The organism is Holdemania sp. 1001302B_160321_E10, assembly GCF_015552275.1.
Lineage (GTDB): Bacteria > Bacillota_I > Bacilli_A > Erysipelotrichales > Erysipelotrichaceae > Holdemania.
In genome coordinates this window covers 24,799-51,075 of record NZ_JADNEM010000016.1, presented here as the reverse complement: position 1 = coordinate 51,075, position 26,277 = coordinate 24,799, and the positions used below count along the sequence as shown (strand labels likewise).

Genomic DNA, 26,277 nt, shown 5'->3' with positions numbered 1-26,277 from the left:
AAAGGAGCTGAATTGATGAATATGACTATTTTGATCGTCACGATGATCGCGGGATTAGGCGCGGGCATTGCGACCGGACTGGCAGGCTTGTCGGCGGCCGCGGTCATCACGCCGATGTTGGTCACCTTATTGGGCTTCAACGCTTATGAAGCCGTCGGCATCTCGCTGGCCTCCGACGTGCTGGCCTCGGCTGTTTCAGCCTTCACTTATTACAAGCACAAGAATCTGGACATCCGCAACGGCTTGATCATGATGATCTCGACGGTGATCTTTACGATGGTCGGCAGCTGGCTGGGCTCGTTAGTGCCGCAGACGACGCTGGGCAGCTTCTCCGTCTGGATCACGATGATCCTCGGTATCCGCTTTATCGTCAAGCCGGTCATGAGCGCCAGCTCCAAAAATCAGACCCGCACCGCGAAACAGAAAGCGTCGTTATCACTGGCCTGCGGCGTCCTGATCGGTTTAATCTGCGGCTTTATCGGCGCCGGCGGCGGCATGATGATGCTGCTGGTCTTAGTCAGCGTGCTGGGTTATGATTTAAAAACAGCGGTCGGCACCAGCGTGTTCATCATGACGTTTACCGCCTTAACGGGTGCTCTCAGTCATTTTGCGATCAGCGGCACGATCCAGTGGTTCCCGTTGATCAGCAGCGTCTTCTTCACCTATCTGGGCGCGATGATCGCCGCGCGCTTCGCCAACAAGGCGGAACCGAAAAAGCTCAATCAGGTCACCGGCGTTGTCCTGTTTATTCTGGGCGTATTCATGTTGGCGATCAAATATCTTGGCTGAATTTTTACAAAACACTCCGTTTCGTGCGGAGTGTTTTTAATCTGCGATTTACTTTCTTTGTTTAAATGAAAATCGAAAGAAACTGAAATTGCATAATCGTGTAAAGGGTAATCGCTTGGCAAACCTCTAAAATTAAATGTCATTCAAATCATTAGTAAAGGTATCCATAAAAGCTGCACGAACAGAAAGTTTGTGCAGCTTTTTAGCTAAGTTCAAAATTAAATGATCAGTTAAATCTTATGACTGTTTCGGTTCATTGTGGCTGGCAGCCTTCCGGCAGATCCTGCTGATAAAACAGCTGGACAACTTTGCTGCCGGACATTAAATCTACCGGGATATTCTTATAATAAGTTAAATTTTTATAATCGTGAAAACGCACCTGCATTGCCCGCGAAGCATCATCGTTCCAGTCATCATATTCGTAGTAGCTGGCATCTTGATAAATTCCTTCCAGCGAAGTTTTCATCCACCCCCGCAATTCGTTCAGCACTAACGGATCCTTTACCTGATCAACTTCGACCTTGCATAGCAGATTTTCGGGGATCATCCGCTTGTCGTTATATAAATAATATTCCATGGATACTTCGTTCATTTTTTGAATTTCCCGTTTATCAAGACGGTAACAGAGCGGACGAATCCCCAGGTTAATCCCCCACGCGATCAATCCTATCGCCAGAAAACCAACGACTTCTTTACGCGATGGTCTCAAGCTTTGCCGGTAAAGCATCAGCCCTCCGAAATAAACAAGAATCATCAGAAGCGCCATCATAATCCAGCTGCGGTCGCGCGGCAAACCCTGAGTGCAGTTCAACATCAGCAGAAACGCATAAGCCGAGGATAAAACCGGCAGCACCCCTGCTGAGCGGAAGCCTTTCCCGGCCTCCTCATTGTGGAATTTCCGGCTTAAACGCAGGGTCAGCGCCAGAGCCGCCGCGCCGATCAGAAAGACAAGCCCTAATTCCATCCCATCCCAGCGCTCTCCCGTAAAGGCACCGGTTAAAAACGCCTGAAAATCGCCGCTCATCTTACTGAAGCCATAGATCCAGGGTGATAGAAAGTCCAGCCATCGGGGGCTGTTAAACCCAAACAGAAGATGCTGACGAAGGATATCGGACAGATTATTAAGAATCGTCATCGGCAACAAGAGATATCCAGCTAACGCAATGATCCCTTCCGCAGCTGAATGGCAGACGCTCAGAATCAACAGATTCAGCGAAGTCATCAGAAACAGATGGCAGATCCAGTTCAACATCAGCGAGATCATCGAGGTAAAAGAGATGCTCTCGCGAACGACCACCGCGAACAGAAGAAGGATCGCCGGAACCAGCACCAGAAACAGAACAACGCCGAGCCGGGCAATGACAAATTTCTTTCGATCCATTGGCAGCGCCCCATAGGTGTACGCCGTTTTTCGCCGGAACTGCCAGAACTGAAACAGAAACGGAATCGCCAGCGATACGATGGCCAAATAAGCCGGAAGATTATCCGGATTGATAAAACCGAGCGAGAACAACAGCCCAAAAACCAAAATCAACGCAAACAGCGGCAGCGATTGTTTCATCAAATATTTAAAATACTTCTCCGTCATTCTCCTCATCCCCCTTCCATGTCGAATCTGTCATCAGGCTGAAATAATCCTCCAGACTGAGCGGCTGAACGTCGGCCAACGCCGGGGACAGCCCGGCAATTACGCCGCGGATCGCCTGTTCCTCTCCGCGCACAACGGCATTCCAGCACTTTCCGATCCGCTCGGCCTGCACGATTTCCAGCGTCTTCAAATCCAGCTCACACTCCTTGAGAAACACCAGCTGCACGCGAAACAGATGATTCTCCAGCAGATCCTGCTGAGCGACGATCGTCTGATCCTTCATCAAGAAACAATGATCGCAAATTCCCTTGATCTCTTTTAAACTGTGCGAGACCAGCAGCACGCCCATGGATCCATCGCTGATCTTATCCGTCAGACACCGCATGAGATACCGCCGGACGTTCCAATCCAGGCCGTCGAACACTTCGTCGATCATCAATAACCGCAGATCCAGACTCAGCGCAATGGAAAACAACGCCTGACGTTTCTGACCTTTCGACAGGCTGCTGATCCGCAGCTTTTCCGCCAGCTGAAAATGCTTTAAATGCTGCGCAAACACCTCCTCATCAAGCGGATAAAACATGCTGTAAAATTCTTTCATCTGACGAATCGTGAAAAACTGACCTTCGTCAAAGTCCTCGCTGATCAAAAACAGCGCTTTCCGGTTCAGCGGTTCATGAATTAAATCTTTACCATCCAGTTCAATCCGTCCCGCTTCCGGTACCAACACGCCCGCGATGCAGTTGAGCAGCGTCGTTTTCCCGGCACCGTTAGGTCCCGCCAGCCCGCAAATCTGACCGGCCTGCACGCTCAGGCTGCAATCCTTGACGATTGCCTTCGATTGAATCGACTTTGTTATGTTGTCAACAATCAACATTATTTTCCCCTTCCTTCCTTATGATTTCGATCAACTCGTCCGTGCTGATCTTCAGGGTGCGGCATAACTTCAGCAGCTGCCGGACTTCCGTTTCCACACCGCAAACTTTTCCATTCGCAGGCCGGCCGCGGACAAACACCCCTTTTTTCGGCAGCGTATACAGCACACCTTCCACTTCCAGTTCCTGATAGGCTTTCTGCACGGTGTTGGGATTGATATTTAATTGCTGGGCCAGCGAGCGCACCGAAATCAATTTTTCATCCGGCTGCAGCACGCCGGCTTCCACGAACCGCACGATCTGACGTTTAATCTGTTCGTAAATCGGTTCGTTGCTTTGCGTATTGATCAGAAACAAGCTTCCGCCTCCAATCTGTATCATCTGTACTATCTGTATTAACTGTATTACTAAAAGGTAAAAATGTCAATCCTGAATTGACGCTTTTCCCCCTCCCTCCTCTTTTCTTTTTTCATCAGCCTTGTATAATCTAAACAGAAGGAGAGATCGGATTATGAAAATATTTGCCAATCATGCGCATGTGTTCCGCCGGGATCAGCGGGCAGACGGAACGGTCAGCGCTTTGCTTGAAATCATGGATAAAACAGGAATTGAGAAATGCGTCTGTTTCGCACCATTTTACGAATGGGGTCTGGACTATAACCCAAACCTGTGGATGGCGGAAGAACTGAAAGCCCATCCGGAGCTGACGGGCTTCGGCGTCGTGGACATCCATGGACAGGATCTGGCCGGACAGGTCAGAGAAATCCGCGAACTGGGATTGAAAGGCATCAAGCTGCATCCGGCTTTCCAGAAATTTGCGATCGACGGACCGAAAGCGTTCCAGGTTTATGCGGCCGCACAAGAAGCGGGATTATTCCTGTCGTTTCATACCGGCGTGCACTGGCATCGGATCAAGGATTATCAGCCGCTGCTGTTTGACGAAGTCGCCTGGCATTTTCCAGACTTGAAATTCTCGATGGAACACGTCGGCGGCTATTGCTTCTTTAACGAAGCGCTGGCCGTGATCCTGAACAACCGCGCGGAGGAAACCGGCAAGTGCAACGTCTACGCCGGATTAACGAGCGTGTTTGACAACGACCGCAACCGCTTATGGTATTTGGGTCAGGAGAAGGTGCGGACACTGCTGCACATGACCAGCGATGAGCTGTGTCTGTTCGGATTGGATTTTCCTTACAACAACGCTGAAAAAATCACGGAAGCGATGAATGAAATCCTGCGTCTGCCGATTGATGAAGACGCAAAGCAGCGGATCCTGGGCGGCAACCTGGCGCGGGTTCTGGGCGTTGATCTCTGATATAATTTTGAAATTATAAAAGTCTTAAAAAGCCAATAAAAAAAACTTGGTCTGCAGGCTGCCTTTCCGGTTTGAAAGGCAATCTGTCCTTGCCAAGTTTTTTTGCTTCCGCGCTGTTCCAGTTTGAAAAACAATCTGTCCTCGCCACGTTTTCTTTTTACTTTTACGCTATGGTTCGATGATCGCGAAGCGTTTGTCAAAATCGGTAATGGCCTCCGTCAGCTCCGCGATACAATTCGGATCGCCGTCGATCTGAATCAGCTTTGCCTGCAGATCCCCATTGCGGGAAAGTATGGCCGCCAGCCCCATTCGCGGCATCGTCAGCGTCGCCCGGGCATCTTTTTCGTGAATCTTTGGATAAACTAACAGAGCGCCGTGAATCAGATGCACGCAAAACTTTTCCTGGGTGTCCGTGATTGTCAAGTTCAGCTTGATATCCTTGTCCTCCGCCTGTTCGCCGTCAATCAGAATACCCAGATAGTCCAGCATCATGCGGCTGTCCATACAGCGGGCCAGATCCCCGGAGTTTTTCGCTTGCCGGCCTGTTTTGACCCCGTGGCGGAGTTCGTCCGCGCCGTTGAGATAACAGTTGCGCCAGGGGCCGGATTCAGCCTGATAGCCCAGTTGTTCCAAGGCATCCGCGCAGAGATAGCGGGCTTTCATATGGTCGGGATGGACAAAGACAACGGCGTTGGCCAGCTCCGCCGCCCATTGATATTCACCCTTTTCCAGTGCTTTTTCCGCTTGTTCCAACACAGCCTCAAGGCCGCCGGCCAGCTCGATCAGCTTCTGCCCCTGCTCGGATGGGAGCAGCGGATTCAGATTGACCGGATTGCCGTCATACCAGCCCAGATAGCGCTGATAGACCGCTTTGGCATTGTGCGACAGCGTACCGTAATAGGGCCGGGTCGTCCACACTCTTTCTAACGACTTCGGCAGCCGGATCGTATGGGAAATTTCATTCGGCGTCAGGCCCTTATTCATATACAGCAGCGTCTGATCGTTGATGAACTTGTACACCGCCGCGGTTTCCTCCAGAATTTCGTTGACTTCCTGATTCCCCCAGTGCGGCCAGTTATGCGCCTGAAACAGCACTTCGGCCTCGCTGCCAAACAGCGCTCTGGCCTGCGTGATCGCGAACGCCCACGCATTGCCGTCACGGATCTGCGTGCCGCGCAGCGTATATAAATTATGCATCGTCGCATTGCACAGTTCAGCCATCCATAAGGCCTTAAACTGCGGCAGATACCAACACATTTCCGCCGGCGATTCTGTTTCCGGCGTCATCTGGAAAATAAATTCCACGCCGTCGATGATCCGGCTTTCCCCCGTCTGCCGGATTTCATCCGTAGGCCGGATAAACGTCACCGTCCCGCGCGACTGCCCCATCCCGATCCCCATCGCGATCGCGCCGGTTTCGCCAAAATCCAGCGCCGTTCCATACTGGTAACAGGCCCGCCGCTGCATCGCGTTCATCGCATAGACATTCTCGCTTGCGGCGTAATCGGTATAATGCTCGGGCACAATGATCGGAACCGAACCATTTTGAACCGCTTCTTCGCTGACAATGCCCTTGATTCCGCCGAAATGATCAAGATGCGGATGTGAAATCACAACCGCGGAAACCGGCCGCGTTCCAAGCACGGCATTGACTAAGGCCAGCGCCGCGGCTGAGCATTCACAGCTGATCAGCGGATCGCAGACGATCCAGCCGGTTTCCCCGGCGATGACGGTCAGATTGGACATATCGTAGCCGCGGACCTGAAAAATTCCGTCGACAACCTTGAACAAACCGGTCTGATGATTCAGCCAGGCGTTGCGGTACAGGCTCGGATTGATCGTTTCCACTTCCTGTTCCTGATCCAGACAGGCGATTTTCTGACTCCAGATCACTTCGCCTTCCGCGTTTTTGATTTCCAGATTTTCTACTTTTTTCAGACAGTTGCGCAGCGCGCATTCCTTCTCATGCGGATCGTCAAAATCCAGCAGCGTCTTCATCGCTTGATGAATCTGGCGGGTCGCCTCGCTTGCGGGTTTTGGCAAATCGTTGTATTCCATAACTTATCCCTCCGTGCTTGATGATAAGAAACGGATCGCCGCTTGTCCATGGGCACTCTCCTGTTCTGTTCGATTTTTGGGCAATTTCTCAATTTGTCCAAAAGAATTTGGACAGCGGAACCGGGGTTTGTTACAATAATGAAAAAGGAGTGAGACTGATGGCGACTTCCGAACTGACCCGGCAGGCGATCTTCAACGCCGTAGAAAACTTGATGCGCAAGAAATCGCTGGATGATCTGCAAATCGGACAGATCAGCGATGTGGCCGGTGTCAGCCGCAATACGCTTTATTATCATTTTTCCGATAAATACGAAATTCTGGACGCGCTGCTAAAAAGCCGGCTGATCCCCGTTGTCCAACCGCTATTGACGCGGGAGAGTTGGGCGCGGTCTCTGGAAGCGGCGGCAGCTCAGCTGCGGCAGGATCCGGCGTTTACGATGCATGCCCTGCACACTTACGGACGGGTCAATTTAGGCACGGTCCTGCGCGAGATTTACGAAGGCTTCCTGCGCCAGCAGCTGCAACTCAGCCATCCGGATTTAAGCGCCAAGGAACAGGGACTGATCGTGCGTTTTTATACGCATGCGATTGTCGGCTTGCTTCAGGATTGGATCAATCTGGGGATGAAGCAGGACGTCGGCGAAGCGATTGCCGTGATCACCCGGGCGATTCATGAAAACATCTTCCAATCCCGCAAAGAATAAAAATCCGCAGCGAATGAACTTCTGAAATTCATCCGTCACGGATTTTTTTAATTATCGGCGGCGGGTACGCTGGCGTTTCGCTCTTCTCGCCAGGGCCCGGCGGCGTTTTTTATCCGCCCGCCGTTGTAAAACAAGGACGGTGATAAACAGGACTAACAACGCGATCACGGCTGCCAGCGCCTTGATCATCAGCTGCGGCCAGTCTAAACCGTTCTGGGCGATCGTCATGACCTCAACCGGCGCCGCGTCTTCATATTGGTTAACCGTCTGACGGCTGACGAGCACAAACTGACCTAAGGCTTCCGTCGAGAAGGTCAGCGTCGAAGCGCTCTGGGTCGTCGGCATCTGGATGACGTCGCCGGCCTCCAGCCGCCACACCGTTACCTTCTTTGAGCTGTCCCAGCCCTCCGGCAGACTCATCGTCACGCACAGAGGCGTGCGCAGCGTCAGCGTTTTGTCATAGTTCTTCTGTCCCGACACGCTGAACCATTGTTCAATCTCCGCGCCGTTGCCGCTGGCAATCGTCTTCACCTGGGCCTGGACCTCCGCCTCCGGCACGGTTTCTTTCAACGTCAGCTTGTAGGTGTCCGGGATGCCTTTTTTCTTTCCTGGGTTTTTCTGCGGCAGCGCCAGACTCAGTCCGGAAACCGCAAACTGGCTGTCCTTGGATTTCAGAATCAGCGAGCGCTGGCCGTCCAGCAGTGGTTTCAGCAGCGCATCCAGCGAACGGATCTGGGCGATCGTCCAGGCCGAAACCTCCGTCGTGTCCAGCCGCTGCTTCAGCTGAATCAGATCGGTCTTCTGCTGCTCCGTGACCGCCGCCGGATCAATCGCGTCAATCAGCGCCTGAAGATCCTCTTTGAGCGCATCCTGAGCTTGGGTCAGCTGCTCGGACACCTCAATATCGTAACTGGTCGTCGCCGTGCCGACGCTCACCGTGACCGTCTGCGGCCCATCAGCGTTCATATCAAATCCGCTCACCATGGAACTGGTCAGCGGCTTCTCTTCCTGCGTTCCATCGGCATACTGAACCAGGACTGATCCTTCTTTGAGATCAATGCGTGAACCGCTCGCAAATTGTTGCTTCGGCAGCGAAATCATCGAAATCGACTGAATTTCCTTATATTCAGCCGTATAAACACCGTTGTTTTCCTGCCAGCCGACAAAGACGCCGCCTTCCCGGGTCGGCTCCGGCGCATACGGTTCGCTGTTTTCCAACAGATCGATTTCGATCCGGCTGCCGCCCTGCGGGAATGTTCCTTCACCCGCGTCAAAGACCGCGGATTTCAGCTGCAGCGTATTCAATCGGTCCGCGTTTAAAATCAGCTGGAAGCTGGATGATGGCAGATAACCGATGCAGTCTTCAAAGCGATAGGTAAAATCTTCCGCCACCGCGGCTTCACTCTGCACCTTATACCATGTGCCTTCCCCATTCTCAAGCTTTTCCAATAACACTAACGCCAGCGGCGCCGTCTTTCCGCTCGTGTAGAGTACCTCTGCGGAAGCGGCGGGTTCGCTCAGAATTTTAAGACTGGTATTTTCCGTATGAATGCCCAGCGTCAGCTGGTTCAGATCTTTCAATCCCATCGCTTCGTCCAGCTGCATATAATAGGAAGCCGCTTTCTCACCCCAATACGGATCGGAGGCATAGCTGACGTTCATTCCACTGGCCTTGTCGCCGAAAAATCCGCCGTGATACTGAAACTTCTTCGGATTGAGATAACTGGCGGAAACATAGGTTTTGGCATGCGATAAAATGGAGCTGCTTAACTTGAAATAGCGCTTGGCGTTGGCCTCGACGTCGCTGTCATACGCCGCATGGCCGAACAGATTGTTGCGCGTAAAACTCAGGGAACTGCGGCCGCTGGCCGATTCGTTCATCGACAGCGCCAGCATCATTAACGCATTGGAGCCATACAGCGACTGCGCCTGCAGGAATGCGCCTTCCTCGCCATAATACAGCGACTGGTTCAGTGTATCGTGAACGGAATTGCGGTCGCGGTCCTGATAGGAAACGATCGACTGATCGATCCCCAGCGTCTTCTGGAAATAATCCGTCAGCTCCGCTTCCGTGTAAAAGGACAAGGAGCGATGGGATAAATATTGATAATAAAAATAAAAGGGTTCGGCGGGATTGACTGACGACGCGGTGCTTCCCTTGCGATAATCCTGCAGCATCACCGCCGGATCTTCATAGAAATAGTGACCGTCGTAGCTGTAAAGCTGAGCAGCACTGCTCAAATATGCCGGAACCGGCCCCAGATCGATCATCGTCGCATAGCGCGAGGACGACTGACTTTGACGGATCTGATGATACAGCCGGCCGTCGCGGATCGTATAGCTGCTTAAATTGCCAGCCTGATCCAGCGGAACCAGCGTCACCTCTGCCAGCTTCACCCGGCCGCGCACGCCGGAAATTTTGAAATCCACCTGCATGCGTGTGAAATCAGTGTCCAGCGCCGCACCGTCAGCGCCGTAGCATCCGTTGAGATAGCCGTCGTTACCCGTGTCGGCATCCTTGTATTCCGTATTGACCTTGCAGCCTTCCGAGGCGAAGAAGACGATCCCCTGATCCACGGCGATCAGCTTCCCATCCTGCCGCACGCCCAGATTGGCGACACTGGCGTCATCCCGGTGCTTGGCATAATAATCCGCCGCGCTTTTCACGGTGCCAAACGTCTGCAGGACAGATTCCTGTCCATCGCGGTAATCGACAATTTCGATCACCGTCGTTTCCGCTTTGACCGGCGTTACCGGCAGCAACAGGCAGCACAAAAGAAACGCCGCCCATTTTTTTCCTTGTTTTCTCATTTTTGACCTCCTGAAAGCTGGGGGAACTCGCTTAGATTCATTGTAAAAGTTTTAGCGTCTGAAATCAACTCCGACCGGGCTGCCATTTCTTTCAATTTCAGGTCGGAATGAACGGATTTTTGTTTCTTAATGCGCTTCCTCCGGTGAAGATGTGATGAAGGAAAACGCGATTCTGCCCGCTAACCAACAGGAACCCGCCGCCTTCCTTATGTTTCATCCGAACTCCTTTCAAACTTTTGTACTGAGATCATTTCAGAGATTATTTTTTCCTGCTTACCTTCCTCATTCTTATCGTTTCTTTTTTCGATCTTTCCGGATTTGAGCGATGTTCAGGCAATGCAGAGACGCGATCCTTTCCAGAAACAAAAAACGCCGGCTTTTTTCAGCTGACGTTCTTTCCTTATTCCTGATCGGGTTCCGGCCGCCACAATGGTTCGCGGAAACGCACCGGGCCCAGCTTTCCCTTGCACAGCTCGGCGATCACCGCCGTGGCCTGACGGGTGCGGCGGTCAAACACCAGCGTCGCTTCGCGCAGCGTTAACGGCGAGTTCTGCAGCGCCACGATGATTTGCGCCAGCCGGTCGGCGCGGTGAACCAGATAGAACCGGCCCTTGTCTTTTAACAATCGGCCGCCCGCCGCAAACAGCGTTTCCAGCGTGCAGCCCGCTTCATGCCGGGCTGTCGCTAAAAAAGGATTGGGGTTGACGGAAGCCGGATCCGGCGTCGCGAAATACGGCGGATTGCAGACGATCACATCAAACGGCAGATGACGAAACTCCGCCAGATCCGCGCAGATCAGTTCCGCTTCCAGACCGTTGATCCGCATGTTTTCCGCCGCCAAGTCCAGCGCTTGGGGAAGCAGGTCGACGCCGGTTAAGGAACCCGGCGAAAAACGTGAGGCGTACAGCAGCAGCGCGCCGTTGTTGCAGCCCAGATCGAGCACACTCTCGCCTTTTCGAACAACCATCTGCTCGCCCAAAAGCACGGTGTCCGTGTTCATGCAGAACATGTCCTTGCGCTGCCACAGCGGCAGTCTCAGCTTGGGCAGATAATCCAGACGCAGGTTCTGTCGTGCTTCTTCAGTTAGATTTTGATTTTCCATTCTGCCGAGCGCCGGATCCTGAACCAGAACCGGGAGCCCTTGCCCTCCTCGCTTTCTACTGCGTATTCCGCGTGATGACTGTCCAGAATCGCCTTGACGATCGCCAGGCCCAGCCCGGTGCTGCCGCCGGTTGCCCGCTGATATTTTTTATCAATCTTGTAATACCGGTCCCAGATGTACGGCAGATCTTCTTTCTTGATCCCCTCGCCCTCGTCTTCCACCTCAACCTGAATCCAGTCGTTTTTTTCAAACGCGCGGATCGTGATCTTCTTTCCGTCCGGCGTATGCTTGAAAGCGTTGGACAGGAAATTATAAATAACCTGGCTGATTTTGACCTCATCGGCCGTCATCATCAAACTCCGCGGACATTCGATCATCAGCTGATAATGATGCTCGTCGATCATGACCTGGCACAGCGTGACGATGTTCTGGATTTTCTGGCTTAAGTTAAACGTACCGAGCTTCAGCTGATAGCTGCCCGACTGCATCTTCGAGAGCTCCGCCATGTCGGTCACCAGATGATCGAGATAATCGACCTCGCGCACGATGACGTCCAGATGCTCGTCGCGCTTGGCCGGGATATCGCCGGAGATATCATGGATCATTTCGGCATACGCCTTGATCATCGTCAGCGGCGTCTTGATGTCGTGCGAGACGTTGGCAATCAGATCCCGCCGCAGCTCATCAACCTTGCTCAGCTTGTGCGTGGCATCGTTCAGCGTATCCGCCAGCTGGTCGATCTCGCTGAAATAGCTGCCTTCAAAATGAATATCGTAATGCCCCTTGGCCAGCTCGTTGGCGGAGTGCTTCATCTGCACGATCGGCCGCGACAGCTTTGTCGATATAAACAGAGAGATCACAATGGATAAAATCAGCGCGAAAAAAGCCAGAAAGAAAAACTGATCCTGAAAAATCGTCAGCGTGGAATCCAGCGGTTCCAGCGGACTGTTGACAAACAGATAAAAATTCGCCAGATTGGCCTGCACCATTTTCCCATACAGAATCATTTCCTGATCGCTGCGCTGATTCGCCAGCACTTCCGAAAGCTCCCCGTCGCTTAACAGCAGCAGCTCGCGCATCGCTTTTCCGTTGGTCAGGGGCTGCAGCTGCGTCGAGCCGACGGTAATCGTCTGGTTGAAAATACACGAATCCCCCAGCGAATCGGAATTGTAGACCACGTTGCCGCTGTCGTTGTAAACGACAGCGCAGACATTGTTGTTGATCGCAAACTGCGAAGCTTTCTTGATCGTCGCCTCGTCCAGCCATTGATTGTCGATGACGTACTCCTGAATCGTCGCCGCCACCTCTTTGATCGCCGAAATCTTATTGCTTCGATAATACGGCTTGATCAAAAGCAGCTGCGCCCCGCCGACCAAAGCTAAAAGTCCGGCCGCAAACAACATGAAATACAGCCAGATATTAAACTTTATGCCATGAAAATCAAGCTTCAAACTTATACCCCATTCCGCGGACGGTAACGATGAACTTGCGGTAGTCTTTTAAATTATGCCGCAGCATTTTAATGTGCGTATCGACCGTCCGGTCATCACCGAAATAGTCGTAATCCCAGACTTCTTCCAGCAGCTTCATCCGCGATAAGGCAATATTCTTATTTTTAACCATGTATAACAACAGATCGATTTCCTTCGGCGTCAGATTCGCTTTCTCCCCATCCACCGTGACAGAGCGTCCCTCGATATTGATCTGCAGCCCTTCAAAGCGCAGGACTTCGGTATCCTTGGTTTTAAAGCGTTCCAGAATGACCTTGACGCGGGCCATCAGCTCCTTCGGCGAGAAAGGCTTGACGACATAATCGTCCACGCCCAGCTCAAAGCCGAACAGCTTGTCGTATTCTTCCTGACGGGCCGAAAGCATGATGATTGGAATCGGCTTGATCTTTTTAATCTGCTTACACGCGGAAAAGCCGTCGAGCTTCGGCATCATGATATCGAGGATCACGCAGTCGAAATCTTCCTTCTCCACTAACTCCAGCGCCTCCAGTCCGTCGCTGGCTTCCGCGACTTCATAGCCGTTGATCAGCGCGTATTCCCGGACGACCTCGCGGATCATCTGTTCGTCGTCAACAATGAGTATTCTGGCCATGTGCATCATCCTTCCTTATGGTCAACAGTGTATCGTTTTATTGTGAATTCTGCGTGAAATCCGTGTTCAGCGGCTGCAGCCGGTTGACAAGACAGGAATCTTCCTTGTCCATCTTGCCCTGGAAGTACACGTACTGGCCTTTGTTCAAAAAGGCCGTGCTGCGGGCGTAAATGCTCGGCATGACGACTAAGTCGATCTGCGCGGTTTCATCCACGCCGACCGCAAACGCCATCAGATCGCCTTTTTTCGTGCGATGCTGGCGCACCCGCTGCAGGTAAACGAAGCCTTCGATGAAACCGCCCTTCGCCATTAACCGGACTAACGGTTCGGTCTGGATCTGAAATTTCTTTTTGACCTGCAGGATCGGATGCGAGCAGAGATAAAAGCCCAGCGCTTCCCGCTCGCGTTCGCTGCGTTCGATCGGATCTTCCTTCGCCATCACCATCACCGGCTTGGATACCAGGCCTAAATCAATCCGTACCTGACCGCCGACCTCAATCCGCACTAAATCGCCGTAGCTGATCGCTTCCTCCAGCGACAGGCGCAGACTTTGGCGGTTGGCGTGGAACTCGTCCAGCGCCCCCGCGTCGATCAGCGCTTCGATCATTTTCCGATTAAGCCTGCGCGTCAGCATCCGCGTGACAAAATCGTAGTAATCCTGAAACGGCCCGTTTTCCTGCCGCTCCGCCAACAGCTGCATGCAGGCGGCCGAGCCGATATTCTTAATCCCGAGCAGCGGATAGCGGATCGCTTCACCCTCGATTAAATAACGCACGTCGCTGGCATTGACCGACGGACCCAGAATTTGAACCTGATGCCGGCGGCATTCGTCAATGTATTCGGCCGTCTTGCCTTCCGCGCCGATCACGCTGTTAAGCAGCGAAGTATAGAATTCCAACGGGAAATTGGCCTTCAGATAGCTCAGCTGATAGGCAAGCAGGCCATACGCTACGGAATGGGATTTATTGAAGCCATAATTGGCGAACTTCAGAATCAACGCATAAACCTCATTCGCCAGCTTTTCATCATAGCCCTGCTGGATACAGCCGCCGATGAATTCCTTCTGCAGCGACTGCAGCTCCTTGAGCTTTTTCTTGGACATCGCCCGCCGCAGCACATCCGCGCGGGCAAGCGAGAAACCCGCCATCTTCTGCGCCGTCTGCATGATCTGTTCCTGATAGATCATTACGCCATAGGTACTTTCCAATATCGGCTTGAGATCCGGATGCAGGTAATGCACAGCCGACGGATCCTTCCGGCAGCGCAGATATTCCGGGATGTTTTCCATCGGCCCGGGGCGAAACAGCGCGATCGTCGCGACGATGTCGTCGAAACAGGCCGGCTGCATCTTGCGGATCAGATTTTTCATGCCTTCCGATTCCAGCTGGAAGATGCCGACGGTGTCGACTTTTCTTAACAGCGCGTAGGTTTTCGCGTCGTCCAGCGGAATTTTCATAATATCGAGCGACTGGCGCTGCTGCACGCGCTGAACGATATCGTCGATGATCGTCAGGTTGCGCAGTCCCAGAAAGTCCATCTTGATCAGTCCCAGCTCCTCAAGATGCTCCATCGTATACTGCGTGGAAAGCAGATCGTTTTCAATCCGGATTGTCGGGCAGACCTGCTCCAGCTCGGCGCGGGAAAAGACAATTCCGGCCGCATGGGTAGAAACATGCCGCGGCAGACCCTCGATCCGCAAGGCAGTTTCATACAGCTCCTGATACCGCCGGTCGGCATAGACCATCTGGTAAAACCGCGGATTCTGCTGAATCGCCGTCTGCAGCGTCATCTTAATTCCAAACGGCACAGCTTTGCAAAGCATGTCAACCTCACGCAGCGGAATCTCCAGAACCCGGCCGACGTCGCGCAGCACCTGCTTGGCGCCCAGCGTACCGAACGTCGCGATATGCGCGACATGTTTTTCGCCATACTTTTCAGCGACATACTGAATCACTTCGTCGCGCCGGTTATCCGGGAAGTCGGTATCAATATCCGGCATGGAAATTCGCTCCGGATTCAAAAATCGTTCAAAAAGCAATCCGTATTCCAGTGGATCCACATGCGTGATTCCCAATACATACGCGACTAATGAGCCCGCCGCGCTGCCCCGGCCCGGTCCGACATAAATTCCCGCCTTGCGGGCAAATCGGATGAAATCCCAGACGATCAGAAAATAATCCTCAAAGTGCATCGTTAAAATGACGTCCAGCTCATATTTTAACCGCCGCCGATACGCCGGATCCTCCGGCTGTCCCTGCCGCCGTTTCTTCAAGCCGGCCAGACACAGCTGGGTTAAATATTGTTTTGAGGAAACGCCCTGCGGACAGGGAAACGCCGGCAGCGTCGTCTTCGCCAGCTCCATCGTCACGTTGCAGATTGAAGCGATGTGATCGCTCGCCTGCAGATCCTCGGCGTCATACAGCTGTTCCATTTCCGCCGGGGTGCGCAGATAGCGGCCGTTGACCGACGGCAGCGTTTTATCATTGATCGTCTTGGACAACCGGATCCCGTTGACAATTTTAAACAGCTGGGCATCCTCTGCTTTGCCATAATAAATCTTCGACAGGGCGACAGTCGGAATTTCCTGCGCCGCGCACACCTGCTTTAATAAAATATTCTTCAATTTCCAGAACGACGCGTCGTTAAACGAGACCGCCATATAAAACAACGGCAGCTGCGTCTTCAGCCAGCCCAGCTTATCGCTCAAGCCGCGGCGGTCCTCCTGAATCAATTCACTTTCGACAAAACCGCCCTCGCCATAAACGATCAGCACCCAGTGTTCCAGATGCGCTCGGATCTGATCCAGCGTCAGCGTATTCTGCCCGTCGCACAATCGGCTGGAAGCTTCCATCAGACCGACATAACCTTCATTATCCCGCGCCAGCACGGTCATCGCAACGATCTCTTCTTCAATTTGAATCTGTACTTCCAAACCGAAAATCGGTTTAATCTGTTCCCTCTGGCAGCACTTCCAGAATTCCATCGCACCGTGCATCACTTTTTCGTCGGTGCAGGCGATCGCCTCATAGCCCGCCTGTTTGGCCTGAGCTACCAACTGCGGTACCGTCAGGGTGCTGTTTAATAAAGTATAACAACTTCGCGCATGCAGATGAACACTCATTTTTCAGCACTCCCTTCTTTTTTATTTTACCATAAAGCGGCCGGATCAGCCACTGCTTCACTCAACCGAAGGCTTCCCTTCCGGCTTATTTCCATGCCTGTTCCGCTCCGTCAGGGCAGCGCCGCTTCCATTTTGCGTCATCATTTCTTTTGAGTGAATTATACGAAATTATTCAGACTCCGTCAATTTCAAATTGAATTTTTTTCTAGTTTGATCGAAACATCCCTCTTTCCGTTTTTTCCAGATTTATTTTTGCTTTTCCAAACTGTCCTTCTTTATTTTTAACCCTTGATTCAGCCCTTTGATTCATCAATTCGATTTCAATGAAGATCTGTGCTTTCGCACAAAGTCGACAAACCGTCTTTTCTGTAAGTGGATATTAGTTTACTTCTAAATCAGATCGCGTTAAAATGAAACATATAAGGAGTGAAAAACTATGAAAATAGCCTTTGTTACCGACAGCGGCATCGGGAAAACCGCGGCTGAAATGGCAGCGGACGGCATCGTCAGTCTGCCGCTTCAGATCAGCGTCGACGGCCGCAGTCTTCAGGATATGGAAGACATTGATCAGGACCAGCTGATCACGCTGCTTCAGCAGCAGAAGGTTATGGCGACATCCCTGCCGTCGTTAGGCCGGATTCAGGAATGTTTTGAACAATTAAAAGCTGAGGGCGTGGAACTGATCTTCGCTGTGCCGATCTGCAGCGGTCTGTCCGGCACAATCAGTGCGATGCAGACGGCGGCTTCCCAAATTGGGCTGCCGATCATCACGATTGATACGCATGTCACGGCCGTCGTTCAGGAATACCTGATCCGCACCGCCAGGCAAATGGCCGAGACCGGCGCCTCCATGGAAGAAATCCAGGCCGCCTGCCAGCAGGTGATCGACACGACCAACACCCTGATTCTGCCCAGCGACATGCAGCATTTAAAACGCGGCGGACGGCTGACGCCGCTGGCCGCCACGTTAGCGGGCTTATTAAAGATCAAACCGATTCTGGAAATCAACCGGCGTACCCAGGGCCGGATCGACGTCAAGGAAAAGGTCAGAACCTATACCCGCGCGCTGGAACGGGCCGTACAGATCATGAAGGAAGATAACATCGACGAACATTACTCGATTACCATCGCGCACGTCGACGCACCGCAGACCGCCGAGCAGCTGGCCGCCATCCTGCGCCGCACCTTCCCGAAAACCGAAATTCAGATCATCAAGCTTGTCAACGTCGTCGCCGTTCACACCGGACTGAACACGCAGGCGATTCAATATTTCAGAAAGCTGGATTAGCCGTCAATCGCGACGGCTTTTCTGTTGCTTCAGAAAGTGAAGACTGTGTGAACATTTCATGTGAAATCATGTGAAGTCTGTAAACACGTGTTTACAAGATTGCGAAAATCGGTATAATAGTTTGCATGAGGTGATGATGATGGAAGATGCAATCCGCAAGGTCCTCGAAGATTTATTCAATCTGCAGCCGCTGATGCTCAACCGATCCATGGGAATCGCGCAGAACGAGAATTTCAGCCCTGTTCAATTATATGTTTTATTCACGCTGCAGTGCCGTGAGGAAATGACGCTGGCCGACTGCTGCCGGCAGACATTGATTTCCAAGCAGCAGCTGTCCAAGCTGATCGACGGTTTAGTCACACGCGGGATCGTCGACCGCAAGCCCAACCCCAACAACCGCCGCAGCATTCTGATTTCGATCAGTCCTCAGGGCGGCGAAATCCTGCGCCAGTATAAAGAGAAGCAAATCCGGCATCTGACGCCGTATTTCGCCCAGCTCAGCGCAGACGAACTGGCGACGCTGCACCGCAGCTTTCAGGAGATTACGCAGATCATGCGCAAGCTACATTATAAGGAGAACGATAACCATGCTTGAAAAAATTAAAAACGCGCTGTTTCGCTTTATGAACGGCCGCTACGGCACCGATGCGCTGAACAACTTCCTGTTGTTCGCATCCCTGGCCGTCCTGCTTGTCAACACGCTGACGTTTAAGAGCGTATTCCTCGGCCTGCTGGGCGACGTACTGATCTTCGCCTCCCTGTTCCGCACGCTTTCCCGCAACCTCTGGAAACGCCGGAAAGAAAACATCAAATTCATGGAACTGACCCGGCCGGTCCGCTCCGCCTTCTCACTGATCAAAAAGAACGCCAGTGATAAAGAGCACAAATATTTCAGCTGCCCGCATTGCCATCAAACGGTCCGCGTGCCGCGGGGACACGGGAAGATTGAAATCACCTGTCCGCGCTGCAAGACGACCTTCGAGAGAAAGTCGTAGGGCGCGATGATGGGATCCTTTGTTTATTTTTTCATTCTGTTAATTATTCTGCAGGTGCTCTCGCCGCTGCTTTACGCCTATCCGCTGGTCGGACTGTTGTTATGGGTCGGGATCATCGGCTGGTTTCTGTACCGCAATAAAAAACAGCGCGAAGCTTTCTACAAAGCGCAGCAGCAACAAGATTATTATCAGCAGCAACAGCAGGACGCCGGTTATTCACAAACTCAATCCCGCCCGCACGTCGATGAAAAAGATGTGATCGACGCGGAATATACCGAGCATGAAATCAAATAGCGCAGCCCTTAGGCAAGGAAGGTTGGTCTTCTTGTGGATCAACCCGATTTAAATCCATCGTGAAAAGACAATCCACCGGTCGGGATTGTTTTTTTTCTGCGATCACGGCCTTCGTTTTCCTGTTTCTCATGCGTGTCCCCCCGCGGTTCCTTTTTAATCGCCGCCGATTCCCTTCCGCCCGGCAGATTTCCACTTATTTTTCACATTGCGCTGGCATAGAGCCCTGGGCAAATTCATACACTTCAAATAGCTAAGGGAGGAAGTTATGGAAACGACAGAAATTTTGAAAAACATCGGTGAAAGAACTGGCGGCGATATATATTTAGGCATTGTCGGACCAGTACGGGTAGGCAAATCCACTTTCATCAAAAAGTTCATGGAGCAGGCCGTCATTCCGTATGTCGAAGACGAATACGAAAAAGGACGGATGATTGATGAACTCCCGCAATCCGGGGAAGGCAAGACGATCATGACAACGGAGCCGAAATTTGTCCCGAACAACGCTGCGACGATCGCTTTCGACGACGGCTTTACGGTCAAGGTCCGGTTAGTCGACTGCGTCGGTTTTGTCATTCCTGAAGCCAAAGGCTACAAAGACGAAAACGGCATGCGGATGGTGCGCACGCCGTGGTATGACGAAGCGATTCCATTTAATGAAGCGGCCAAGACCGGCACGCAGAAGGTCATTCAGGATCATTCCACGATCGGCATCGTGATCACCACCGACGGCTCGATCGCGGATTTGCCGCGCGACTCGTATATCGAGGCGGAAGCCGAGGTCATCGACGAACTGACCCAGATCGGCAAGCCGTTCATCATCATCGTCAACTCCAAGGATCCTTCATCCATTCAATGCCGCAGCGTCGTCGACAAGTTAAAGGAAAAGACTCAGGTTCCGGTTCTTCCGATGGCAGTCAACCGCCTGGACGAAAACGATATTCACGCGCTGCTGCGGGAAGCACTATACGAATTCCCGGTTTCGGAAATCAACGTTCAGATGCCGAAGTGGGTCTCCGTTTTGAGCGACGAGCATTGGCTTAAGCAGAGTCTTAACGGTTCGATTGAGGAAAGCATGAAGGCGATCACCAAGCTGCGCGAGGTCGAAGGCATCGTCGATATCCTCAATGAGAACGAATATGTCGAGAAAGCTAACCTGGCGACCGTCGATACCGGCAAGGGCGTCGCCGTCGTCGATCTGGAGGTCAAAAGCGGACTCTACAATCAGGTCTTAAAGGAAATCATCGGTCAGGACATCACCGACAAAGCCCAGCTGATGCAGCTGATGCAGGAATTTGCCGAAGCCAAGCGGGAATACGACGCCATCAGCAGCGCTCTGAAGATGGTCAAGCAGACCGGCTATGGCTTCGCTTCCGCCTCCCTGCATGACATCCAGCTCTCCACTCCGGAAATCGTCAAGCAAGGCGGCCGCTACGGCGTGCGCATCAAAGCCGTCGCCCCATCCATTCACATGATCAAGGTCGATGTTGAAAGCACGTTTGAGCCGATCATCGGATCGAAAGAACAGAGCGAGGAACTGGTCAGCTATCTGCTTCGCGATCAGGAAAGCGATCCGCAGGCCATCTGGGAATCGGATATCTTCGGGCGCAAGCTGGCCGACATCATTAAGGACGGCATGAACTCAAAGCTGTCGATGATTCCGGAAACCGCGCGGGTCCGCCTGCAGGGTATCCTGACCAAATTGATCAACCGGGGCAAAGGCAACGTCATCGCGATTGTTCTCTAACTGGCAGCTGTACTCAAAGAAGCCCGGAGGTTCCGGCGCTTCTTTTTGCCTGTCCGCTGCCTTCTGAAAGTCTTCGCCGGATATGCTTTTCACCCTCAGGTCAACCAGTTTTTTTCACCTTCTCTACAAAGTGAACATCAGTTTACCCAAGCCTTCACACAATCTTCATATTTCAGTCAATATGAAGTCACATCCCCGGACTAGAATAAGACTCGTAAAAAGAAAGAGGTGTGATGATGATGAATGAAAATCATGAAAATCGAATCCCAGAAGAAAATCACTGTGAAAATGAAGCCGGCATGACCGCTGCCTCACAGGAACATACAAGCGCGAATGCCCAGGCAAAAGCTCAGGAACAAACCCGCTGCGAGCGAATCCATGTCCAGCCCGAACCCGATCCGGTGCTGAAAGAACTGGCAAAGCAGCGCAAGTCGATGAAGCGCACGATGGTCACCGGCTTTCTCTGCTGCGGACTGTTGGCCGGAGGCATCGGTTTCGGCGGCGGACTGCTGGCCAACCCGATGAACGGCTCCTCCACAACGCTGTACCGGTCGACCGCCGGCAAGGTGGAAGTCCAGCCGGTTGCGGCCGGCAGCGAGATGAGCGTCGAGCAGGTCGCTGCGCTGAATCAGCCGAGCGTCGTGGAAATTAAGACGGAAAAAGTCACCAACAGCAGCTTCCTGCAGCAATACGTGCAGACCGGAGCCGGCAGCGGCGTGATCATCTCCGAAGACGGCTATCTGATCACCAACAACCACGTGATCGACGGTGCTTCCACCATTCAAGTCCGCACCAGCGACGGAACAACCTATGACGCGGTGCTGGTCGGCACCGACAGTAAGACCGACGTCGCGGTGCTGAAGATCAATGCCAGCGGCCTGACGCCGGTCACCTTCGGTGATTCAGACACCCTGAACGTCGGCGAAACCGCCGTCGCAATCGGCAATCCGTTAGGTGAGCTGGGCGGTACCGTAACCAACGGCATCATCAGCGCCAAGGATCGCTCGATCACGCTGGATAATCAGCAGATGACGCTGCTTCAGACCAACGCGGCAATTAATCCGGGCAACTCCGGCGGCGGGCTGTTCAACTCCCGCGGCGAACTGATCGGCATGGTCGTCGCCAAATCCAGCGGCAGCGACGTCGAGGGCCTGGGCTTTGCGATTCCGTCCAATCTTGTCAGCAGGATCGCACAGGAGCTGATCGCCAACGGTTATGTCACCGGCCGGCCAGCGCTGGGCGTTACCGTGCTGAGCATTGAAAACGCTCAGACTGCGATGCAGTACGGCGTCAACAGCTTAGGCGTTTACATCACGGATGTGGAAAGCGGCAGCGCAGCGGATAAAGCCGGCATGCAGGCGGGCGACCGGATCATTTCGATCAACAATCAGGTTGTGGAATCCTTCGCGGATCTCAGCGCGGCGTTAGACAATTACGCTGTCGGCGATACCGTGGAAATCATGGTCAGCCGCGGCGGATCCACGGTTACCCTGTCCCTGACGCTGCAGGAAAAGAAAAACACCACCCTTCCGCAGAATGAAAACGGCGAAACGCAGACCAATCCGCAAGTCCCGTTAAATTAATCCCTGAATTCTCCACAGCATAGTTTCTGACCTTCCGCAAACCGCGGAAGGTTTTTTTCTACCGTCCGCTGTTTTAAACTGATCCGTTTTTTTGTCTGCTTTTCCCCAAGGAATTCATAACAGCGGATGAACCCGCAACAAAAAGGTTGAACTTTAATCAGGGACGTTCTGGTAATGACGTTAGCAGACTGGCTTTAAGCCTTAGCCGATGTTCCGTTTTTTTCATTTCATCCTTTAAAGAATCGGATGCCTCTTGGCTCACTATCGAAACAGAGTAAAAAAGTTAAATTCACTTCCAAGATGTAAATGTTTTCAGGCAAAAAACGAATTTTTAGAAAAAATTTTAACTTTTTTTATATTTCAGCAAGGCTTTTTGAAAAAAAACGCAATATTAAAGGTAGAAAGCGAGGAACAAACTATGCCGGAACCATCACTCAACGAGTATTTTAACCTGACCAACGATCTGCTTTTCAAATTAATCATCTCCAGCCTGCCCCATTCCATGAATAAAAACGTCGGATCCACGATGGTTTTTACCGTCGATTCCGAAACTTTGAATTCTGAATATTCGATTGGCGTCGGCGTCCAGGTCGGTGATTTCATGGTGCTGGGCGTTCAGACCGTTACGGCCTGGCGGACTGCGTCTATCCGGACGAAAGCGCTGGTCAGCGAATTGCTTGCCGCTCAATCCCCTGACATCAAGGAAATCGAAGAAGCACAGCCGATCGTGGCCGTTTCGTTTGTCCTGAATCCTGCCTCGTACCGGAAATGGAAAGCGCCGCAGACTTTGCGTTTATCTGATTTCGGTTTGTTTACGCCGTTTGAGGATAAGGTCACAATGGTCGTCATTCCGCTGCCGGCACAGGATGAAAGCTTCACCCCGCCGCTTTCTCAGGAAGATCAATGGCGCTGGTTCATCAAAGAAGCCCGTCCGCACAGTCAGTCCCCGATCGTCGAAGCGTTAATTAAAATGGATCCGGTCTTCGAAGTCATGCAGCGGAATCTGGACAGGCTCAGCGATCAAAAACCGATCTGCGAAGTGATGAAAAAGCGTTATCTGCGGATGCAGGAAATTATTCAGGAGGAAGAAAAAGCCGCGATGCGAGCTTAAGCTCCAACCGCGGCAGATGATCTGATTTTCAGCAAACTGCCTTTTTTGTTTTAACGGCAGTTTGCTTCTTTCTTTGTTTATGATAATCCTTGTCCCTGAATCAATGTAAAATACAAGATGATCAAAATTACGATCGGCGCGACATAGCGCACGATAAAACTCCAGTATTTTTCCAGTTTAAACGGCTTCTGCGCCGCGCCGCTGATTTCCTTCGCCGCTTTCCGCGAACCCCAGATCCAGCCGACAAACACGCAGAACAACAACGCGCCTAACGGAATCATCAGATTATCGGTGAACTTTTCCATGACCGCATTCATCGGCAGCCATTGCAGCCCATGCTTCCAATCCAGCCATGGCAGGTTCAGCGAGCGTTCCGCGCTCTGCGACAGCGAATAACCAACGCTTAACAAACTCATCGGCGCCGCCAGAAACAACGTCGACTTCAATCGGCTCCAATGCAGCTCTTCGTTCAGAAAAGCCGTGCAGCTTTCCAGAATACTGATCGCGCTGGTCAGCGCCGCCAGAAACAGAAGCAGAAAGAACGCCAGACCGAACAGCACGCCGCCCGGCATCATCGCAAACACCTCCGGCAGCGCCATAAACGCAAAACCGCCGCCCATGCCCAGCCCTTCAGCGCCCATCGTGACAAACACGACCGGCACGATCGCCAACGCCGCCAGCACCGCGACCAGCGTATCGAGAATGCAGATCATCACCGCGCTGCGCAGCAGATTTTCTTTTTTCGGCACATACGATCCATACGTCACCATAATGCCCATCCCGACCGACAGCGAGAAAAAAGCCTGACCCAAAGCCGCCACCAGCGTATCGCCGTTAAGGGCTTCCGGCCGGATTTCAAACAGATATTTTACGCCTTCCCAGGCCCCCGGCAGCGTGACTGCCCGGAACACGATCGCAATCAGAAGCAAAAACAAACACGGCATCAGAAACTTACTGAATTTTTCGATGCCGCTGGAAACTCCGCGCACGACGACGAAGATGCACAAGCCGAAAAACAACGCGCCCCAGATCAAAGGCTCGACCGGTGCACTGATAAACTGCACGAAGAAATCCTGAAACGGCGCGGCTGTCGCCGGGAAATGCGCGCCTGTTAAGTAAACGAAGACATACTTCGTCACCCAGCCCCCGACAATACAGTAATACGATAAAATCACGAATAACGTGACGACCCCCAAACCGCCGCAGAAGGTCCAGCGACGGTTCAGACTGTGAAACGCGCCGACGACGTTCTTCTGCGTTGCCCGGCCGATGGATAATTCCGCTAACATCACTGGCAAACCGATCAGCGCAACGATCAGCACATACAAAAGCAAGAACGCCCCGCCGCCATAAGCTGCGATCTTGCCCGGAAACTTCCAGATATTGCCCAAGCCGACGGCGCTGCCCGCCGCGGCCAGAATAAAGCCCAGATTACTGGCCCATTGTCCTCGTTTTGAATTCATTTCCTGTTCCCCTTTTTTAAACCTTGTTTTTCATTATATCAAAACCCGGCTTAAATTTGAATGAAAACTTTTCTTTTTCCCGCATTTCTTTCCTTGTTCTGTTTCATCTTTTCACAGTTTCAGCGTTCATCCTTTTTCATCTTCTTTTTCCCCTGAATTTAACCGTCTGACCCGCAAAACCGACCGTCTGTCGGAAAGCGGGTGAATCCCGCCGGGATTTCCGCTATACTAGGATCAGATCAAGAAAACAGCCAAAGGAAGTGATGAACATGAAGGTTGAGATTCAAATCGACGAGAACTGCGGCGAAACCCGGCTCATCGTCGTCACCCGCCAGGTCACTGACGAAATCCAGACACTGATTCAATCCTTATCCAATACACCCGCCGCATATCTTGCGGGATTTCAGGAGGATGAACTCGTTCTGCTTCAGCCCCGGGAAATCATCCGCATCTATGCCCAGGAAAAGAAAACGATTGCGGAAGCCGAGAAAGGCCGGTTTATCGTCCGGCTGAGTCTGCAGGAAGTCCAGGCCCGGTTAAGCCCCGGGGATTTCGTCCGGATTTCCCATTCGGAAATCATTAATCTGAGCAAGGTGAACCATTTTGACTTAAGCTTTTCCGGGACGATCTGCGTAACGCTGACCAACGGTGTGCAGACTTACGTTTCCCGGCGCTACGTTTCCAAAATCAAACAAGCATGTGGAATATGAGGTGAAATCATGAAAAAGAAAATGATCCTGACCGGTCTGTTCGGAGCGCTTGCCGGCGTGGCCCTTTCCACGCTGATCACGCTGGCGATCTCGCTGCTGCACAACAACGGGCATTATTACGCGGTGGTTCCGGAGCTGATCGTCTTCTGCGGCTCGGAGGTCAGCGCGATGCTCCTGCAGACGCTCTGTTCGATGCTTTACGGCGCGATCTGGGCGGCTGCCAGTCAAATCTGGTCCATCGAAAACTGGAGCTTACTCAAGCAAACGCTTGTTCATTTGATCGTCTGTTCTTCCGGAACGCTGCCGATCGCCTACTTCATGTGGTGGATGCCACACACGCTGATCGGTTTCGGTTGTTATTTCGGCCTGTTCTTCGCAATTTACGCCATGATCTGGCTGATTGAGTACAGCCTGATGAAGCGCCGGGTGAACCTGCTGAACCGACAGCTGAAAGCGCACAATCAAGCCTGAATCCAAGCTGTAAAATTGGACTTAAACAAACGGAAACACTGCAAAAACAAGAAAAAACCGGCCTGTGCAAAGTTGGAAACAAAACCTTGCACGGCCAGTTTTTATGTTGTGATCATGGGAGTCTCCGCCGGATTTTCTTTCTTGTTGCTTCG

22 protein-coding genes are annotated in these 26,277 nt (G+C 52.3%); 12 read left to right on the top strand and 10 right to left on the bottom strand.

Going from position 1 to position 26,277, the window contains the following annotated elements; translation table 11 throughout:
- Positions 1 to 15 precede the first annotated feature (15 nt).
- Positions 16 to 789: a sulfite exporter TauE/SafE family protein gene (locus I2D94_RS10815; RefSeq protein ID WP_195396897.1), complete on the top strand. Its 774-nt coding sequence runs from the start codon at positions 16 to 18 to the stop codon at positions 787 to 789.
- Between the two features lie 253 nt (positions 790 to 1,042).
- On the opposite strand, the gene I2D94_RS10810 is transcribed toward I2D94_RS10815, so the two are convergent.
- From I2D94_RS10810 to I2D94_RS10800, 3 genes are read right to left on the bottom strand one after another with little or no spacing between them, the layout of a single operon-like run.
- Positions 1,043 to 2,377 (bottom strand): hypothetical protein, encoded by a 1,335-nt coding sequence (locus I2D94_RS10810; RefSeq protein WP_195396895.1) that lies wholly within the window; start codon positions 2,375 to 2,377, stop codon positions 1,043 to 1,045.
- On the bottom strand, positions 2,358 to 3,254 hold the full coding sequence (locus tag I2D94_RS10805) for an ATP-binding cassette domain-containing protein (protein WP_195396893.1): 897 nt from the start codon (positions 3,252 to 3,254) through the stop codon (positions 2,358 to 2,360). Before I2D94_RS10805 ends, I2D94_RS10810 begins: the two co-directional genes overlap by 20 nt.
- Positions 3,241 to 3,609, bottom strand: coding sequence for a GntR family transcriptional regulator (locus I2D94_RS10800; RefSeq protein WP_039865060.1), 369 nt, complete (start codon positions 3,607 to 3,609; stop codon positions 3,241 to 3,243). Before I2D94_RS10800 ends, I2D94_RS10805 begins: the two co-directional genes overlap by 14 nt.
- A gap of 154 nt (positions 3,610 to 3,763) precedes the next feature.
- Here I2D94_RS10800 and I2D94_RS10795 point away from each other — a divergent pair, with 154 nt between their 5' ends.
- On the top strand, positions 3,764 to 4,567 hold the full coding sequence (locus tag I2D94_RS10795) for an amidohydrolase family protein (protein WP_195396891.1): 804 nt from the start codon (positions 3,764 to 3,766) through the stop codon (positions 4,565 to 4,567).
- A 168-nt stretch (positions 4,568 to 4,735) separates the two neighbouring features.
- Here the strand turns inward: I2D94_RS10795 and I2D94_RS10790 are convergent, their stop codons facing one another.
- Positions 4,736 to 6,625 (bottom strand): alkyl/aryl-sulfatase, encoded by a 1,890-nt coding sequence (locus tag I2D94_RS10790; RefSeq protein ID WP_195396889.1) that lies wholly within the window; start codon positions 6,623 to 6,625, stop codon positions 4,736 to 4,738.
- A gap of 158 nt (positions 6,626 to 6,783) precedes the next feature.
- On the opposite strand from I2D94_RS10790, the gene I2D94_RS10785 reads away from it, so the two are divergent.
- Entirely contained in the window at positions 6,784 to 7,329 is a 546-nt protein-coding gene (locus I2D94_RS10785) for a TetR/AcrR family transcriptional regulator (protein ID WP_195396887.1), read from the top strand.
- A gap of 51 nt (positions 7,330 to 7,380) precedes the next feature.
- Here the strand turns inward: I2D94_RS10785 and I2D94_RS10780 are convergent, their stop codons facing one another.
- The 5 genes from I2D94_RS10780 to dnaE all read right to left on the bottom strand — a co-directional run bounded on the left by I2D94_RS10780 (position 7,381) and on the right by dnaE (position 16,466).
- The gene (locus tag I2D94_RS10780; RefSeq protein ID WP_195396886.1) at positions 7,381 to 10,140 is read right to left on the bottom strand and encodes a glucosaminidase domain-containing protein; all 2,760 of its coding nucleotides are present in this window, start codon (positions 10,138 to 10,140) and stop codon (positions 7,381 to 7,383) included.
- Between the two features lie 400 nt (positions 10,141 to 10,540).
- Positions 10,541 to 11,242, bottom strand: coding sequence for a tRNA1(Val) (adenine(37)-N6)-methyltransferase (locus tag I2D94_RS10775; protein WP_195396884.1), 702 nt, complete (start codon positions 11,240 to 11,242; stop codon positions 10,541 to 10,543).
- Positions 11,224 to 12,693 (bottom strand): cell wall metabolism sensor histidine kinase WalK, encoded by a 1,470-nt coding sequence (locus I2D94_RS10770; protein WP_195396882.1) that lies wholly within the window; start codon positions 12,691 to 12,693, stop codon positions 11,224 to 11,226. The genes I2D94_RS10775 and I2D94_RS10770 overlap by 19 nt, the downstream gene beginning before the upstream one ends.
- Positions 12,683 to 13,345, bottom strand: a complete 663-nt coding sequence (locus tag I2D94_RS10765) for a response regulator transcription factor (RefSeq protein WP_039865057.1) — start codon at positions 13,343 to 13,345, stop codon at positions 12,683 to 12,685. Before I2D94_RS10765 ends, I2D94_RS10770 begins: the two co-directional genes overlap by 11 nt.
- Before the next feature lie 37 nt (positions 13,346 to 13,382).
- A complete protein-coding gene (gene dnaE, locus I2D94_RS10760) occupies positions 13,383 to 16,466 on the bottom strand; it encodes a DNA polymerase III subunit alpha (protein ID WP_195396880.1) in 3,084 nt (1,027 codons plus the stop codon).
- A 436-nt stretch (positions 16,467 to 16,902) separates the two neighbouring features.
- Between dnaE and I2D94_RS10755 the strand changes: the two genes are divergently transcribed.
- The 7 genes from I2D94_RS10755 to I2D94_RS10725 all read left to right on the top strand — a co-directional run bounded on the left by I2D94_RS10755 (position 16,903) and on the right by I2D94_RS10725 (position 23,481).
- The gene (locus I2D94_RS10755; RefSeq protein ID WP_072683383.1) at positions 16,903 to 17,754 is read left to right on the top strand and encodes a DegV family protein; all 852 of its coding nucleotides are present in this window, start codon (positions 16,903 to 16,905) and stop codon (positions 17,752 to 17,754) included.
- Between the two features lie 139 nt (positions 17,755 to 17,893).
- Positions 17,894 to 18,349, top strand: coding sequence for a MarR family winged helix-turn-helix transcriptional regulator (locus I2D94_RS10750; protein ID WP_195396878.1), 456 nt, complete (start codon positions 17,894 to 17,896; stop codon positions 18,347 to 18,349).
- Positions 18,342 to 18,749 carry a hypothetical protein gene (locus tag I2D94_RS10745; protein ID WP_072683385.1) on the top strand — a complete coding sequence of 136 codons (408 nt, stop codon included), beginning with the start codon at positions 18,342 to 18,344 and terminating at the stop codon, positions 18,747 to 18,749. Before I2D94_RS10750 ends, I2D94_RS10745 begins: the two co-directional genes overlap by 8 nt.
- A gap of 6 nt (positions 18,750 to 18,755) precedes the next feature.
- The gene (locus I2D94_RS10740; RefSeq protein ID WP_195396876.1) at positions 18,756 to 19,043 is read left to right on the top strand and encodes a hypothetical protein; all 288 of its coding nucleotides are present in this window, start codon (positions 18,756 to 18,758) and stop codon (positions 19,041 to 19,043) included.
- A 265-nt stretch (positions 19,044 to 19,308) separates the two neighbouring features.
- Positions 19,309 to 20,787: a stage IV sporulation protein A gene (spoIVA, locus tag I2D94_RS10735; RefSeq protein ID WP_072683387.1), complete on the top strand. Its 1,479-nt coding sequence runs from the start codon at positions 19,309 to 19,311 to the stop codon at positions 20,785 to 20,787.
- Between the two features lie 233 nt (positions 20,788 to 21,020).
- On the top strand, positions 21,021 to 22,370 hold the full coding sequence (locus I2D94_RS10730) for a S1C family serine protease (protein ID WP_195396874.1): 1,350 nt from the start codon (positions 21,021 to 21,023) through the stop codon (positions 22,368 to 22,370).
- Positions 22,371 to 22,788: 418 nt separating this feature from the next.
- Entirely contained in the window at positions 22,789 to 23,481 is a 693-nt protein-coding gene (locus tag I2D94_RS10725; protein ID WP_195396873.1) for a hypothetical protein, read from the top strand.
- 77 nt (positions 23,482 to 23,558) lie between these two features.
- Here the strand turns inward: I2D94_RS10725 and I2D94_RS10720 are convergent, their stop codons facing one another.
- The gene (locus I2D94_RS10720; protein WP_195396872.1) at positions 23,559 to 24,944 is read right to left on the bottom strand and encodes a sodium-dependent transporter; all 1,386 of its coding nucleotides are present in this window, start codon (positions 24,942 to 24,944) and stop codon (positions 23,559 to 23,561) included.
- 269 nt (positions 24,945 to 25,213) lie between these two features.
- Between I2D94_RS10720 and I2D94_RS10715 the strand changes: the two genes are divergently transcribed.
- Positions 25,214 to 25,654: a LytTR family DNA-binding domain-containing protein gene (locus I2D94_RS10715; protein WP_229056852.1), complete on the top strand. Its 441-nt coding sequence runs from the start codon at positions 25,214 to 25,216 to the stop codon at positions 25,652 to 25,654.
- Positions 25,655 to 25,663: 9 nt separating this feature from the next.
- Positions 25,664 to 26,125: a DUF3021 domain-containing protein gene (locus I2D94_RS10710; RefSeq protein WP_195396868.1), complete on the top strand. Its 462-nt coding sequence runs from the start codon at positions 25,664 to 25,666 to the stop codon at positions 26,123 to 26,125.
- Positions 26,126 to 26,277: the final 152 nt, after the last annotated feature.